The organism is Chitinophaga alhagiae, from assembly GCF_003568665.1.
Classification (GTDB): Bacteria; Bacteroidota; Bacteroidia; order Chitinophagales; family Chitinophagaceae; genus Chitinophaga; species Chitinophaga alhagiae.
Window position 1 is genome coordinate 24,725 of record NZ_QXMH01000005.1, and the last position, 13,796, is coordinate 38,520.

General features: G+C 54.3%; 16 protein-coding genes. 9 read left to right on the forward strand and 7 right to left on the reverse strand.

The window, feature by feature from the left end; translation table 11 throughout:
* The first annotated feature begins 133 nt into the window (after positions 1-133).
* The 5 genes from D3A97_RS22135 (at position 134) to D3A97_RS22155 (ending at position 4,131) form a co-directional block, all read left to right on the forward strand.
* On the forward strand, positions 134-2,296 hold the full coding sequence (locus tag D3A97_RS22135) for a S9 family peptidase (protein WP_119080753.1): 2,163 nt from the start codon (positions 134-136) through the stop codon (positions 2,294-2,296).
* Positions 2,297-2,343: 47 nt separating this feature from the next.
* Positions 2,344-3,168, forward strand: coding sequence for a hypothetical protein (locus D3A97_RS22140; RefSeq protein WP_119080754.1), 825 nt, complete (start codon positions 2,344-2,346; stop codon positions 3,166-3,168).
* A gap of 189 nt (positions 3,169-3,357) precedes the next feature.
* On the forward strand, positions 3,358-3,591 hold the full coding sequence (locus D3A97_RS22145) for a hypothetical protein (protein WP_157986691.1): 234 nt from the start codon (positions 3,358-3,360) through the stop codon (positions 3,589-3,591).
* A 112-nt stretch (positions 3,592-3,703) separates the two neighbouring features.
* Positions 3,704-3,889, forward strand: a complete 186-nt coding sequence (locus D3A97_RS25395; RefSeq protein ID WP_119080756.1) for a type II toxin-antitoxin system RelE/ParE family toxin — start codon at positions 3,704-3,706, stop codon at positions 3,887-3,889.
* Positions 3,890-3,891: 2 nt separating this feature from the next.
* The gene (locus D3A97_RS22155; protein WP_119080757.1) at positions 3,892-4,131 is read left to right on the forward strand and encodes a hypothetical protein; all 240 of its coding nucleotides are present in this window, start codon (positions 3,892-3,894) and stop codon (positions 4,129-4,131) included.
* A gap of 460 nt (positions 4,132-4,591) precedes the next feature.
* Here the strand turns inward: D3A97_RS22155 and D3A97_RS22160 are convergent, their stop codons facing one another.
* Positions 4,592-5,410, reverse strand: coding sequence for a hypothetical protein (locus D3A97_RS22160; protein ID WP_157986692.1), 819 nt, complete (start codon positions 5,408-5,410; stop codon positions 4,592-4,594).
* A 13-nt stretch (positions 5,411-5,423) separates the two neighbouring features.
* Here D3A97_RS22160 and D3A97_RS24940 point away from each other — a divergent pair, with 13 nt between their 5' ends.
* Positions 5,424-5,732 (forward strand): hypothetical protein, encoded by a 309-nt coding sequence (locus D3A97_RS24940; RefSeq protein ID WP_157986693.1) that lies wholly within the window; start codon positions 5,424-5,426, stop codon positions 5,730-5,732.
* Positions 5,729-6,121, forward strand: coding sequence for a hypothetical protein (locus D3A97_RS22165; protein WP_119080759.1), 393 nt, complete (start codon positions 5,729-5,731; stop codon positions 6,119-6,121). Before D3A97_RS24940 ends, D3A97_RS22165 begins: the two co-directional genes overlap by 4 nt.
* 36 nt (positions 6,122-6,157) lie before the next feature.
* Here the strand turns inward: D3A97_RS22165 and D3A97_RS22170 are convergent, their stop codons facing one another.
* From D3A97_RS22170 to D3A97_RS22180, 3 genes are read right to left on the reverse strand one after another with little or no spacing between them, the layout of a single operon-like run.
* Positions 6,158-6,793, reverse strand: a complete 636-nt coding sequence (locus D3A97_RS22170; protein WP_157986694.1) for a VIT1/CCC1 transporter family protein — start codon at positions 6,791-6,793, stop codon at positions 6,158-6,160.
* Between the two features lie 5 nt (positions 6,794-6,798).
* Positions 6,799-8,037, reverse strand: coding sequence for an ornithine--oxo-acid transaminase (rocD, locus tag D3A97_RS22175; protein ID WP_119080761.1), 1,239 nt, complete (start codon positions 8,035-8,037; stop codon positions 6,799-6,801).
* A gap of 27 nt (positions 8,038-8,064) precedes the next feature.
* Positions 8,065-8,322 (reverse strand): acyl-CoA-binding protein, encoded by a 258-nt coding sequence (locus D3A97_RS22180; RefSeq protein WP_119080762.1) that lies wholly within the window; start codon positions 8,320-8,322, stop codon positions 8,065-8,067.
* Between the two features lie 169 nt (positions 8,323-8,491).
* Between D3A97_RS22180 and lepA the strand changes: the two genes are divergently transcribed.
* Together lepA and D3A97_RS22190 are read left to right on the forward strand one after the other, a co-directional pair.
* On the forward strand, positions 8,492-10,285 hold the full coding sequence (lepA, locus tag D3A97_RS22185) for a translation elongation factor 4 (protein ID WP_119080763.1): 1,794 nt from the start codon (positions 8,492-8,494) through the stop codon (positions 10,283-10,285).
* A 1-nt stretch (position 10,286) separates the two neighbouring features.
* Complete coding sequence (locus D3A97_RS22190) at positions 10,287-10,925, forward strand: Dph6-related ATP pyrophosphatase (protein WP_198674133.1); 639 nt, start codon at positions 10,287-10,289, stop codon at positions 10,923-10,925.
* Positions 10,926-11,062: 137 nt separating this feature from the next.
* Here D3A97_RS22190 and D3A97_RS22195 read toward each other — a convergent pair whose 3' ends face one another.
* From D3A97_RS22195 to D3A97_RS22205, 3 genes are read right to left on the reverse strand one after another with little or no spacing between them, the layout of a single operon-like run.
* Positions 11,063-12,733: a SulP family inorganic anion transporter gene (locus D3A97_RS22195; protein ID WP_119080765.1), complete on the reverse strand. Its 1,671-nt coding sequence runs from the start codon at positions 12,731-12,733 to the stop codon at positions 11,063-11,065.
* On the reverse strand, positions 12,711-13,133 hold the full coding sequence (locus tag D3A97_RS22200) for a DUF983 domain-containing protein (RefSeq protein ID WP_119080766.1): 423 nt from the start codon (positions 13,131-13,133) through the stop codon (positions 12,711-12,713). Before D3A97_RS22200 ends, D3A97_RS22195 begins: the two co-directional genes overlap by 23 nt.
* Positions 13,130-13,768, reverse strand: a complete 639-nt coding sequence (locus D3A97_RS22205; RefSeq protein WP_157986695.1) for a class I SAM-dependent methyltransferase — start codon at positions 13,766-13,768, stop codon at positions 13,130-13,132. Before D3A97_RS22205 ends, D3A97_RS22200 begins: the two co-directional genes overlap by 4 nt.
* Between the last annotated feature and the right edge of the window lie 28 nt (positions 13,769-13,796).

The following is a 13,796-nucleotide window of genomic DNA, read 5'->3' on the forward strand; positions in this document are numbered from 1 at the left end:
ATAATCCCGTTCCGCCCTTTACAGATCAAACTATGGGCCAGATTGCCGCCGCCCCGCCACTTAACATTTTCCTTTTCGGGGATTGGTTTAATTTCCCTTATTTTACTCATTCACCATTATTTTCCGTCTTTATATGCAAATACAGCGTTTTCTTCTCCTGCTCTGTTTCACAGCCCTTTATGTTTCTTCCGCCATTGCCCAGCACGTTCAGTGGACCCGCAACGGGGAGGCCGTTTGGCAGGAGGGGGAAGAGGATATTACCGCCTACCGGGTAAAAGACCTGCAGCCGGCAGACAAGATCACCGCCCAGGCACTGACCCCCGCCGGCGCCAAAGCACCGCTGGCCGTGGCAGGCTTCACCTTTTCGCCGGATGAGCGGAAAGTGCTGATATTCACCAATACCCGTAAAGTATGGCGGTACCACACCCGTGGGGATTACTGGCTGCTGGACCGCGGCACCGGAACATTGCGGCAGCTGGGCAAAAACCTCCCGGAGGCCTCCCTGATGTTTGCCAAACTCTCGCCAGACGGTACCAAGGCCGCTTATGTGAGCGGGCATAACCTCTACGTGGAAGACCTGGCCAGCGGCAAAACCGAACAACTGACGCAAGACGGCTCCCGCCGCCTCATCAACGGCACGTTTGACTGGGCCTATGAAGAGGAATTTGGCTGCCGCGACGGTTTCCGCTGGAGCCCGGACGGCAAAAGCATTGCCTACTGGCAGATAGACGCCCGCAAGATCCGGGACTTCCTCATGATAGACAATACAGACTCTATCTATTCATACACCATTCCCGTAGAGTACCCCAAAGCCGGGGAAAGCCCGTCCGCCTGCAAAGTGGGCGTAGTCAACCTGCAAACCCGCAAAACCACCTGGCTGCAGGTACCCGGAGACCCGCAGCAGCATTATATTCCCCGTATGGAATGGGTGCCCGGCAAGCAGGAACTGATCCTGCAGCAGCTCAACCGGAAACAGAACACCTCCCGCCTCATGCTGGCCGAAGCCGCCGGCGGGCAGGTACGCACCATTTACACCGAGCAGGACGATGCGTGGGTAGACGTGAAATCACGCTGGGACGATGACGAGATCAAAGGCTGGGACTGGGTGGAACAGGGCCGCGCTTTTATATGGGTCAGCGAAAAAGACGGCTGGCGCCACCTTTACCGCGTGTCCGGCAACGGCAAGGAAGAAAAGCTGCTCACCCCCGGCAATTACGACGTGATACGCATTGTGCGCATAGACGAGCAGAACGGCAAGATATACCTGCTGGCCTCGCCGCACAACGCCACGCAGCAATACCTCTACGAAGTACCGCTGGCCGGCGGCAAAGCCGTACGCATCACGCCGGAAAGCCAGCCCGGCACGCACAGCTACAACATATCGCCCGCGGGCAACTACGCCCTGCACCTGTACCAGAGCCATGTGGTAAAACCCATGAACGAATTTGTGACCCTGCCGGACCATAAGAACACCGCCACCAACGCCGTTACCATGCCGGCCCTCGCCCAAAGCAGGACCACCTTTTTCCAGGTGACCACGGCAGACGGCGTTACCATGGACGGCTGGATGGCGCGGCCGGAGAACTTCGATTCCACCAAAAAATACCCCGTGCTTTTTTACGTATACGGAGAGCCCGCCTCCTGCACCGTAACAGACACCTACGGCGCCGGCATCAACTTCCTGTACGGCAACGCCACGCAAGACGGCTACATCTGCATCTCGCTAGACAACCGCGGCACGCCCGCGCCCAAAGGCCGCACCTGGCGCAAGAGCATTTACCGCAAGGTAGGCATCCTCAACGCGCATGACCAGGCCATGGCCGCCAAAGAGATACTCAAATGGTCTTTCATAGACGCGGAGAGGGTAGCGGTATGGGGCTGGAGCGGCGGCGGCTCCATGACGCTCAACCTCATGTTCCAGTACCCGGAGATCTATAAAACCGGCGTAGCCATTGCCGCCGTTACCAACCAGCTCACGTACGACAATATTTACCAGGAACGTTACATGGGCCTCCCCCAGGAAAACCGGGAAGACTTTGTGAAAGGCTCCCCGCTCACATACGCCAAAAACCTGCAGGGCAACTTGCTGTACGTGCATGGCACGGGAGATGACAATGTGCATTACCAGAACGCGGAGATGCTGGTGAACGAGCTGATTAAACATAAAAAGGTGTTCCAGTTCATGCCTTACCCCAACCGCACGCATAGCATCAACGAAGGGGAGGGAACCTCTGCGCACCTGGCGGCGATGTACAAGCGGTTTATGAATCAGTATTGTGAGGCGGGGGCGAAGTGAGGGGACAGGAAAGATCTGTAGCTTTATGATCCTTATACAACCCCAATATGAAAAAAAGATCATTGATCAAGCAACTGGCCGCCCGTTTGCCCCAGGTCAGAAAATGGGCGGTCATTATCGCCTTTACCTTGCTGGGCCCCCTGATCATATGGTGGTTCAGGTCACCGGGAGGGAAGCCTGAATACCTGCCCGTTCTGACTATTGTTCACCAGATAGATCAGCCGCTTCCGCTGTATGTTACAGTGGAAAAGAACTTCAAGGTAAAAGTGGCTATTGACCTGGCGCCATTGCGCGACTCGGCCTGGCAGGTACTGAATGTGACCTTCCCCATGGGTACAAAGAACGTGCATCTTGAAAATGCGGGGAAGCCGCAGGTGTTGCAGCCGTCAGAAGACTATCTTTTTAAAGAATACGACGTTGGTACTGTTCAGTTAAATATAAACCGCGCAACATTGACCAAAGTGCTGCAGCAAGCATTTGGAGCGGAAGCCTACAATACCCGGCTTACCTTTGACCTCACAAAGTCCATCATCCACCATAGCTTTACCAGCAAATCGCTGGCATTGTTCTACCTCCCCATGCCGGGCAAGGGAGCCAAGAATAAAACAGTGGCCATTGCTTTGAATACGCCGGTAGATGTTGTGTTAAATTCATCTATTCCTTCTCCGGAAAGAGTTTTGCCGTTCCGTAACCTCCTGAATTATGACTTTGAAATGCATGCGGACGACAGCGGGATACTTTTTAATTTTACCGACACCTCCAACGCTATTTTTGAGGAAGTGATCATGTTCATCGTGTCCAGCATATTCGGTTTCTTTTCAGGGTTGCTGATAGAGCAGGCGATGTCCAGGAAATTGGTGAAGAAGGAGTGAGGAATGATTTGGGGAAATGTCTTCGGACGGTAGTATGATATTTATATTATCTGTCTGTATGCAAAAGAAAATCCATTTTATTTGTTTTGGTAGTTTATTTATGAGTGTATTGTTCACTGCTTCCTGTAATGAATGGTATAATCATCCATTAGGTAACAATAAATCTTAAATTTGTAGAAAATGAATTATATGGGCAAGGCTTTAGACCAGGAGATGCATGATTATTTTATGCGTCTTAGTGAAGCGGAAAAGAAGTCCGTGATCCAGATGCTGAAAACGTTTTTAAAGGGGCGTAAAGAGCAAGTATTGCCGCAAACGCTGGAAGATTATAACCGAGAATTAGAGGATGGGGACGCAGCGATAAAGGGGGGAGATTTTGTAAGTCACGAAGAAGTAATGAAACGTTATGGTATAAAACGATAGACATGGCATTACATATCAAATGGAGTCGCCATGCGCTAAGCGAGTTTGCAACCCTGATCAACCATATTGAAAAAGACTCACCTGCTAATGCAGCGAAGGTAAGCCGGGACTTTTGGAGAAAATCGATAGTTTGTTAACGCATCCAGAACAATGTGCCCCGGATAAATACAAATTAAATAATGATGGTAGCTTCCGGGCTTTTGAATTACATCGTTTGCGGGTATCATACCGTTATACAGGCAGAGAAATCCGTATCGTGCGTGTGCGGCATACACGAATGAATCCTAAGAATCATTGATAATGCGCTCTGGTGATCCAGGGCGTATTTTTTATGCAGGGATAGATGCAAAGGATTTTCCTGTACAGCAGCAGCGTGTCCTTTATGCAAGGAGCGGAAAAGCGGTCTCGTTGCGCACGGCCTGTCCAATCAGTTCACTTGAAAAGCAAATTGCCATTCATACAAAAAAGCTGGGAGCCTATAAAGCTGACCCTTCAAAGTTTGATAATATGGGGCATCTGAAACTGGCAGTTGAAACATAGGCAGACCTATAAGTGAGGCCTATCGTACCTAGGTTAGACGCCGGCATCACCGAGTCAACATAAAGGGAATACCGAAGGGTTAGCGAAGGGAAAGCGAACGGTAGGTGGACTTGATGCGGAAATGCCCTGCAAATGGTGTAGGGATGATCTGGCGATGCCGTTTTGAGCTAACACCGGCAAAAAAAGAGCGCGGAAATACGTTCAGGATATCACGCGCAAGGCAAAAAGCAGCGGGGAACAGTGTTTTCAGGGCGTTTTAAGGAAGAAAAAGTGAGGCTGGGGCATGAGGGGGCGTTCAGCGGGGCTGGGGAGGCGGTAAAGGGTATAAAAAGATCTGCGAAGCGGAGGTTATTCCTGTTGCGGATGATGGATCACCGATTTCGGCCCTCCAGGCGTTGCGTACGCTATTCCCGTTGCGGGTGATGAATGACCGATTTCGGCCCTCCAGGCGTTGCGTACGCTATTCCCGTTGCGGATGATGGATCACCAGACCCGGCACAACCGGCGGCTGCACCCGCGGCTGCCGCTGCGTACCATACGGAACAGGTTCCTCCCGCACCACCACCGCCACCTCCGGCTGCAGCACGGCAATGATCTGCGCCGCCATAAACTTCCGGTTGGCCAGCAGGTACGGGCGGCCATGTTCCACCTGCCAGCAGGTCACCTCCAGTATCACGCAGGTGACCGTGTTGCCGTCAGCCGGCACCGTCAGCGAAAACGCCGCGGAAGGCTCGTCCGCCTTCAGCATCACCATGTCAGACGCGGCGGCCTTTGCCGTGGCAAAACCGCGCTCCAGGCATACGGCCACCGCCCTGAAGCCCACATGCGTGGCCCTGGGGTTGCACAAATGCTGCCGGATGGCGGGAACGGTTACCACAATGCTGCCGTCCGCATTTCGCACAGCGGCGGCCTGTACGGGCAATACCCTGGAAAGGTCTGCATGCGTAGTGAAACAGAAACGCTCCAGGTCACGGAAGTACCGCGGTATAAAACGTTTCTGCCGGTGCAGGTCATCTTGCCGCAATACGTGCAGCAGGCTTTTGTTCAGCCTATTGATCAGCGTCATTTCCTGCTTTACGTACAAGAGGCCGTGCAGGGCGTGGCGCACGGTAGCCCCCAGGCGGCTGGCCTTGCCGAAGTGGCGGCTGCTCACCTTGCTGTGCGGGCTTTGCCGTACTTGCTCCGGCGCGCTGCGCAGGTAGTACTTTTTGCCCACCCGGTAGCCGATGAGGTTCCCCACCTTCCCGGTGAATTTTAACAAACTTGTTTGCGTTGCCATAACATGTTTTTTATTGAATGTAAGGCATTTGGCGGGGCAGGGCGGCAAGGGGGATTCAATAGATTCTAAAATGCCAACGATTGGCGTTAGCAATTTTCCAAGAGCAACTAGATTGGAGTTAGATATTGACGAAGAGGAGAGCCTGCAAGGATGGAAGTTATCTAAAAATAACGTTTTGAAAAGCAGAAATCGGGACTGCTCTTACTTTGTAACAGAAAAAGGGCTTGTATTTTCTATTGCTGGCAGCGGTGATGTTATACGGCAAACTATTTCTCTTTCCCGCAAATTCTCCCTTACTTTGCCGTTCAATTCCATCCCATGACCAAAACGAGCATCATAGGCGCCATTGCGGCCGTACTTGTTATTATCAGTGCTTTTCTTCCGTGGATCAGCGTGCCGGTTAACGGCCAGGCGCTGGTGTTCACCGGGTTGCAGAGCGAAGGCTCTTCTTTTGGCGAGCCGGGCAAGCTGAGCATAGCGGTTGCGGTAATGGTGTTGGTGCTTTTTTTGATCCCGAAGGCTTGGGCGCCCCGCGTCAATCTCTTTACGTCCGCCTTTCTGGCGGCGTGGGCTTTCAGGAACATGCTGATCTACTCCCGTTGCGAAATGGGTATTTGTCCTGATCAGAAAATAGGGTTGTATCTTTCCCTGCTCGGCGCTTTGGCGGCTTTTGTCTGCGTGCTGGCGCACCGCCGGCAGTTCACTAAATAACCGTCGGACTGGATAAGGGCCAATGCTGCTAATCCGCTAGATAGCCATGCCTATCAGGTAGGAGGCCAGTATCACCAGTCCGCCCGTTACCAGGTAGCGCATAGACAGGCGCATGGGGCGCTGGCCGGTGATGCGTGATTTGAGGTAGGAAAAAAGCAGCAGCGCAATGAGGCTGATGCTCAGGCTTACCCTGGCGGCAAACGGGAAATCTTCGCTGGCCAGGTAGGGGATGAAGGCAATGGCGCCGCCCAGCAGGAAAAACAGGCCGGTGATCAGCGCGCTTTTAATGGCATGGCCCAGGCCGAAGGTTTTCAGCTCTACGTGTTCTTCTTCCAGCGTTTTTTCCCATATCTGCTGGTCTCGTTCCATTTCTTCCGCAATGTGTTCTATGGTTGGGCGGGAAATATCCAGGCCCTGTAGTTTGGCCCGTTCTTCGGGAGACATTTTACCGTCATCATCGTCTCCCCGGTTGGCGCGGAACACGGCAATGGTCATCAGCAGGGTGCCAACGCCCAGTATGAGCAGGTGAATGATATAGAACGAGTCTACCGGCAGGCTTTTGGCATAGAGTATCTGCGTGGTGAACAGCAGCAGCAGCAGCCCGTCAGGGAAACCGATCAACAGGTCTGTTCTCCAGCCGGAGCTTCTGATGGCTTTGGTGCTTGTGCTCATGCGTATCAGTGGTTTAATGCCTGTAAACTGTGGCGGATGATCTCTACGCATTCCGTGATCTGCGCCGCGTTGATGGTCAGCGGGGGGGCAAACCGGATCTTGTCGCCATGCGTGGGTTTGGCCAGCAGGCCGTTCTCTTTCAGCGCCAGGCACAGTTCCCAGGCCGCATCTTTATGCGGGTGGTCTATTACAATAGCGTTCAGCAGGCCTTTGCCTCTTACTATATTGATAAAGGGAGACTGTATGTTTTTAATGCCTTCCCGCAGCAAATGGCCCATCTTTTCAGCGTTGTCCGCCATGCGCTCGTTGCGCAGCACTTCGAGCGCGGCCATGGCCACCTTGCAGGCCAGCGGGTTGCCGCCGTAGGTGGAGCCGTGCTCGCCGGGCTGAATGGTGAGCATGATGTCGTTATCGGCCAGCACGGCAGATACGGGCACGGTACCGCCGGAAAGGGCTTTGCCCAGTATCAGCACATCGGGCCGTATGGCTTCATGGTCGCACGCCAGCAGGCGGCCGGTGCGGCTGAGGCCGGTCTGTATCTCGTCCGCTATCATCAGAATGCCTGCATCGGTACAGTACTGGCGTACTTTGGAGAGATACCCTTCGTCTGGCAGCACTACGCCAGCTTCACCCTGTATAGGCTCCAGCATAAAGCCGGCCACGTTCGGGTCTTGCAGCGCCTTTTCCAGCGCGGGCAGGTTGTTGAAGGGGATCACTTCGTATCCCGGCATGTAGGGGCCGAAGTTTTTGCGCGCGGTGGGGTCTGTGCTGAAAGACACCACGTTGAGGGTGCGCCCGTGAAAGTTGTCCGCGCAAACAATGATCTTTGCCTTGTTCTCCGGGATGCCCTTTACCACGTAACCCCAGCGGCGGCATAGCTTCAGGGCCGTTTCTACCGCTTCCACGCCGGTGTTCATGGGCAGCACCTTGTCATAACCGAAATAACGGGTCACGTAAGCGGCATATTCCGCCAGCAGGCTGCTGTGGAACGCGCGGGAGGTCAGCGTGAGCTTGCCGGCCTGCTCCACCAGCGCCGCAATAATAGCGGGGTGGCAATGGCCCTGGTTAACGGCGGAGTAGCCGGATAAAAAATCGTAATATCTTTTCCCGTCCACATCCCATACGTACACGCCTTCACCGCGCTCCAGCACCACCGGCAGGGGGTGGTAGTTGTGCGCGCCATGCTGTTCTTCCAGTTCCAGGAAATGCTGTGTCTTCTCGCTGATCGTATAATTCGGTACCATATCCCCCAAAGTTAGGCAATCCGCCTTTTATCCTTTTAATTTATTCACCAGGTCTACATACTGCTGCATGGCCTCTTCCTTGCCCTTGCCTTTCAGGTTGTTCCAGGCGTCGTACTTGGCCTTGCCTACAAAATCGAACATATTGGCCGGGGGCTCAATGTTGATATCGCCCTCCGTAGCTTGTTTGTACAGCGAATAGAGTTGCAGCAGCACGTCGTTATCCGGTTTGCTGCTGAGTGTTTTGCTGGCGGCTACGGCCTCTTCAAATTGTTGTTGCAGTGCCATGTGGTATTTTTGCTTTAAAAGTAAAGAAATACAGCCAATTGAACGGTGGTACACATGAAAGAAGAACAAAATTTAATACCTTTGCGCCTTGAACAGAGCCTGCTCTGCGATGGAAACGGTATGCAAAGCGCCCGGAGCCTAGGAACGCAGGAACCTTAGGAGTTTATATATGAAGAATATCCGGAATTTTTGCATCATTGCACACATTGACCACGGTAAAAGTACCCTGGCAGACCGTCTCTTGGAGTTCACCAAAACCATTTCAGACCGGGACATGCAAGCCCAGGTGCTGGACGATATGGACCTGGAAAGGGAAAAAGGCATCACCATCAAGAGCCACGCCATCCAGATGAACTATAAAGCCAAAGACGGGCAGGAGTATACTTTTAACCTCATAGACACCCCCGGCCACGTAGATTTCTCTTACGAAGTGTCCCGCGCGCTGGCCGCCTGTGAAGGCGCCCTGCTGCTGGTAGACGCCGCCCAGGGCATACAGGCGCAGACCATTTCCAACCTGTACCTGGCGCTTGACAACGACCTGGAGATCATCCCCGTTATCAATAAGATAGATATGGCCGGCGCCATGATCGAGGAGGTAAAAGACCAGATCATTGAGCTGATAGGGGTAAAAGACGAAGACATCCTGCTGGCGTCCGGCAAGTCCGGCATCGGCATTGAAGAAATACTGGAAGCCATCGTAACCCGCATACCCGCCCCCAAAGGCAATGTGGACGAGCCGCTGCAAGCGCTCATCTTTGACAGCGTGTTCAATTCCTTCCGCGGCATCATTGCCTATTTCAGGATATACAACGGCTCCATCCGCAAGGGTGACAAGATCCGTTTTGTGAATACCGGGGAAGAATATGAAGCGGCGGAAGTGGGCATTCTCAAACTGGGGCTGGAACCGAAGAACCAGGTATTTGCGGGAGATGTGGGCTACATCATTACCGGCATCAAAAATGCCAAGGAAGTGAAAGTAGGGGATACCATCACCCTGGCCAACAACCCCTGCAAAGAGGCCATCCAGGGTTTTGAGGAAGTGAAGCCCATGGTATTTGCCGGTATCTTCCCGGTGGTAACGGAAGACTTTGAGGAGCTGCGGGACTGTATGGACAAGCTGCAACTGAACGATGCTTCGCTCACCTACGAGCTGGAAACCTCCCAGGCGCTGGGCTTCGGTTTCCGCTGCGGCTTCCTGGGCATGCTGCACATGGAGATCATCCAGGAGCGGCTGGAAAGGGAGTTCAACCAGACGGTGATCACCACCGTGCCCAACGTGGGTTTTATTGCGTATGACACAAAAGACAAAGTGATACAGGTGAACAACCCCTCCGAAATGCCGGACCCCACCAAGCTGGAGCGCATTGAGGAGCCGTTCATCCGCGCGCAGATCATCACCAAGCCAGAATACATCGGCAACATCATGACGCTTTGCCTGGGCAAACGCGGCATCCTGCTCAACCAGAGCTACCTTACCACCACCCGCGTGGAGCTGATGTTCGAGCTGCCGCTCACGGAAATCGTGTTCGACTTCTACGACAAACTGAAAAGCCAGACGCGCGGCTACGCGTCTTTCGACTATACCCCCATCGGCTTCCGCGACAGTGATATTGTGAAGATGGACATCCTGCTGAACAGTGAAAAGGTAGACGCCCTCAGCGCCCTTATTCACCGCGGCCGCGCGTCCGACTTTGGCCGCAAGCTGTGCGAAAAGCTGAAAGAACTGCTGCCCCGCCAGCAATTCCTCATTGCCATACAGGCCGCCATCGGCGCTAAAATTGTGGCGCGGGAAAACATCAGCGCCATGCGTAAAGATGTTACCGCCAAATGTTACGGCGGCGATATTTCCCGTAAACGCAAGCTGCTGGAAAAACAGAAGGAAGGGAAAAAACGCATGCGCCAGATCGGCAACGTAGAAGTACCGCAGGAAGCCTTCCTCGCCGTATTGAAACTCGATGATTAATATGATCGCCTCCTGGAGCGGGGGGAAAGACAGCTGTTTTGCCCTCATGCAGGCCATTCAGCAAGGCCACAGCCCTGTGGCGCTGCTGAACGTGCTCAATGAGAACGGCCGCATATCCCGCTCTCACGGCCTCCCCGAATGGCTACTGCAACAACAGGCCCGCGCCATGGACCTGCCGCTGCATACCGTTGCCAGCAGCTGGGAACATTATGAACAAAACTTCATCAACGCCCTGCAAAGCGCTGCCGCCGCCCACGCGGCGCAGGTAGTAGTGTTTGGGGATATAGACCTGCAGGCGCACCGCACCTGGGAGGAAAAAGTTTGCGCCGCGGCCGGTCTCAAAGCCCTGCTGCCGCTCTGGCAACAGGAGCGGAAGGCGCTGGTGTACCGCATGCTGCAGGAAGGCATCCGGTGCATGATCGTTTCCTGCAACAGCCACCTTGGCGAAAGTTTCCTGGGAAGAATGATGGACGATGCGCTGATAGCCGAACTGGAAGAGAAAGGAGTGGACGTATGCGGCGAAAACGGCGAGTTCCACACCATGGTAACAGATTGCCCGCTATTTGCGGAGCCTGTTAGCGTACCGGCATTTACAAAAATAAAGCACGAAAATTACTGGTTTTTGCAGATGGGGGCGTAACCTGTCTTATCCTTCCTCTTCCAGCACCCGCTCCGGAATTACTGGTTCCTGCAAATGGAAGTATAACCTGTCTTATCCTTCCTCTTCCAACACCCGCTCCGGAATTACTGGTTCCTGCAAATGGAAGTATAACCTGCTTATCCCTCCTCTTCCAGCACCCGCTCCGCCAGCACCAGGGCGGCCGGCAGGTCTGGCACTATATACCGCTTGCCGATGCGGAACAGCAGGCGGCTTTTCTTCAAAGTATCGTACACCTGCGGCTGTAGCCCGGACACCACCAGCCGGATGTTGTCCCGGTAACAGGTGCGCACCAGGTCTTTGATGGTTTGCAGGCCGGTAGCATCTATGATCGGTACTTTCTGCATTTTGACGATCAGCACTTTCGGTTTCTTCTCCACCAGCCTGATAGAATCTTTGAACTTGTAGGCGGCGCCGAAAAAAAGCGGGCCGTTCAGCTCGAATATTTCCACGCCGGCGGGCACGCTGGCGTGGGTGGCGGCGCCATTGTCCTGCCGGCCTTTCAGCAGCAGGCTCACATCGCTGATCTGTATCATGCTGCGCATGAAGAGAAAGGTGGCCAGCACCATGCCCACTTCAATGGCAATGATGAGGTCAAAGGCTACGGTGAGCAGAAAGGTGGTGAGCAGTACCGCCGCATCGCCCCGGGGGCCGCGGGCAATATGAATGAAGGTATCCATCTCGCTCATGTTGTAGGCCACTATGACCAGTATGCCGGCCAGGCAGCTCATGGGAATGAGGGTGGCCCATTGGCCCGCTACCAGCATGATCACCAGCAGCGTAAGGGCGTGTACGATCCCGGCAACGGGGGTGCGCCCGCCGCTCTTGATATTGGTGGCGGTGCGGGCAATGGCGCCCGTGGCGGGGATGCCGCCAAACAGCGCGGAGGTGACGTTGGCCGCGCCCTGGGCGATCAGTTCCTTGTTGCTTTTATGGTTGCCGCCCGTCATCCCGTCTGCCACTACCGCGGATAGCAGGGACTCTATGCCGCCCAGCAACGCAATGGCCACGGCGGGCTGAATGGTGTTCCTGATGGTTTGCCAGTCTATATGCGGAAAGGAAGGGGCGGGGAAGGTGGAAGGGATGTTGCCGAAGCGGCTGCCAATGGTCTCCACCCGCAGGTCCAGCAAATGTACCGCCAGCGTGGTCACCACTATGGCCACCAGGGAACCGGGCACCGCCCGCGTAATGCGGGGGAAGAACAGCATAATGAGTATGGTGCCCGCGGCCAGCGCGGTGGCGGGCAGGCTGATGGTGTGAAAGCTGCCGGCGTACGCTTCCCATTTGCCGAAAAAGTCTGCCGGTACCTGCGCTACCTGCAGCCCGAAAAAGTCTTTGAGCTGCGAGGAAAAGATAATAACGGCAATGCCCGTGGTGAACCCCACCACCAGCGGATGGGGAATATACTTGATCACGCTGCCCAGCTTTGCCACGCCCATGGCTATCAGCAAAATGCCGGCAATAAACGTGGCAATGATCAGCCCGCTCACGCCGCTTTCCTGCACAATGCCATATACTATTACAATGAAAGCGCCGGTAGGCCCGCCTATCTGCACGCGGCTGCCGCCGAAGGCGGAAATAATAAAACCGCCGATGATAGCGGTGTACAGCCCCTTTTCGGGAGATACGCCGGAGGCAATGGCAAACGCAATGGCCAGCGGCAGGGCCACTACGCCTACAATGAGCCCGGCCAGCAGGTCCCTCAGGAACTGCGCCTGCGTGTAGCCCTTGTACGGCTCCAGCAGGTGGCCGGAAAGCTGCAGGGCCTTATAATTTTTCAGTTTCTTCATCGTAGTAAACAAAGAAGCTCAGGTAGAGGGTGCGGGATAAACGGATGAGCACCGGCATGGCCACTGTCAGGAAGAACGTATTGATCCCGAGCCAGTAAAAAATGCTGTTGTCTTTCCAGCTTAAACCGATGAACAGCCAGTACCAGGCCAGGTTAAAAACGGAAATGGCCACGCAGAGCACGTAACTGACGTAGCCGGTGCCGTACCAGAAACCGGGCTCCAGTTCAGTAGGCTGGCCGCAGCAGGGGCATTTTTTGTGCATGTCGAACACCTTGCCCAGCCGGTAAGGGTTTTTGTTGCTGAACAGCTCTCCCTTGCGGCAGCGGGGGCATTTGTTCAGCAGCAGGCTGGCCAGGAAGCTGCTTTTTCTTTGCTTGCAAGCTGGTTTTGTATTGCTCATCTTTTGATCCACATTTTTAGCATCAGGTCATCGGATATTTGTACGGTCTGGTAGCTGGGCGGCACTTCTTCTTCAAAGCTGTGAAAGGTGACGAGGCGCGTGCCGGAGGGCCTGCTGTCCAGCATCTTGTACAGGTACCGGGTGTAGTAGGTGTACAGGCTGACGGAGTATTCGATCTGGTGATCTATGCGGTCGTCATCGTCCAGGTTCTCGAAGAAGGCATTATAAAAATAGAAGCTGTCAAAATCGTCAAAGCTCAGCTCGGTGAAGTTGGCATGAATGAAGTGGGCGTTGTTTTTCTGAACGGCCAGCTTGGCGGCCTGGGCGTAGTGGTACAGCTCCGGCCGTTGCTCCACGCCGTAAAAAACGGCCTCGGGGCAGTAGTGGGCGCCTACCAGGCAAAATTTGCCCACGCCGCTGCCAATGTCAAGCACCCGTTTGCCGGGAGCGTCTGCCAGGAAACGCGCTGCCTGCCGGGCTATGCTGATGGGCGTCCAGTGCCGCCTGGACAATTGCTGCACCCTTTCCGGGTAGAGCCAGTCAAATGCGGTGTTGTTCGTGAATAAGGCCGGCTTCAGGGAAGAAAGGTCCATAAATGAATACGCGGTGAAATTGTTGATTGTTTCGCGGTACAAAAGTACCTTTGGGAACAGCGTAAAAAAC

Bases quoted from the DNA above. Each gene is read 5' to 3' on its own strand.
- D3A97_RS22170 (WP_157986694.1), bottom strand. From the start codon at position 6,793: ATGAGCACAAGCACCAAAGCCATCAGAAGCTCCGGCTGGAGAACAGAC.
- D3A97_RS22160 (WP_157986692.1), bottom strand. From the start codon at position 5,410: ATGGCAACGCAAACAAGTTTGTTAAAATTCACCGGGAAGGTGGGGAAC.
- D3A97_RS22145 (WP_157986691.1), top strand. From the start codon at position 3,358: ATGGGCAAGGCTTTAGACCAGGAGATGCATGATTATTTTATGCGTCTT.
- D3A97_RS22200 (WP_119080766.1), bottom strand. From the start codon at position 13,133: ATGAGCAATACAAAACCAGCTTGCAAGCAAAGAAAAAGCAGCTTCCTG.
- D3A97_RS22195 (WP_119080765.1), bottom strand. From the start codon at position 12,733: ATGAAGAAACTGAAAAATTATAAGGCCCTGCAGCTTTCCGGCCACCTG.
- lepA (WP_119080763.1), top strand. From the start codon at position 8,492: ATGAAGAATATCCGGAATTTTTGCATCATTGCACACATTGACCACGGT.
- D3A97_RS22155 (WP_119080757.1), top strand. From the start codon at position 3,892: ATGCGCTCTGGTGATCCAGGGCGTATTTTTTATGCAGGGATAGATGCA.
- D3A97_RS22190 (WP_198674133.1), top strand. From the start codon at position 10,287: ATGATCGCCTCCTGGAGCGGGGGGAAAGACAGCTGTTTTGCCCTCATG.
- D3A97_RS22140 (WP_119080754.1), top strand. From the start codon at position 2,344: ATGAAAAAAAGATCATTGATCAAGCAACTGGCCGCCCGTTTGCCCCAG.
- D3A97_RS22135 (WP_119080753.1), top strand. From the start codon at position 134: ATGCAAATACAGCGTTTTCTTCTCCTGCTCTGTTTCACAGCCCTTTAT.
- D3A97_RS22165 (WP_119080759.1), top strand. From the start codon at position 5,729: ATGACCAAAACGAGCATCATAGGCGCCATTGCGGCCGTACTTGTTATT.
- rocD (WP_119080761.1), bottom strand. From the start codon at position 8,037: ATGGTACCGAATTATACGATCAGCGAGAAGACACAGCATTTCCTGGAA.
- D3A97_RS22180 (WP_119080762.1), bottom strand. From the start codon at position 8,322: ATGGCACTGCAACAACAATTTGAAGAGGCCGTAGCCGCCAGCAAAACA.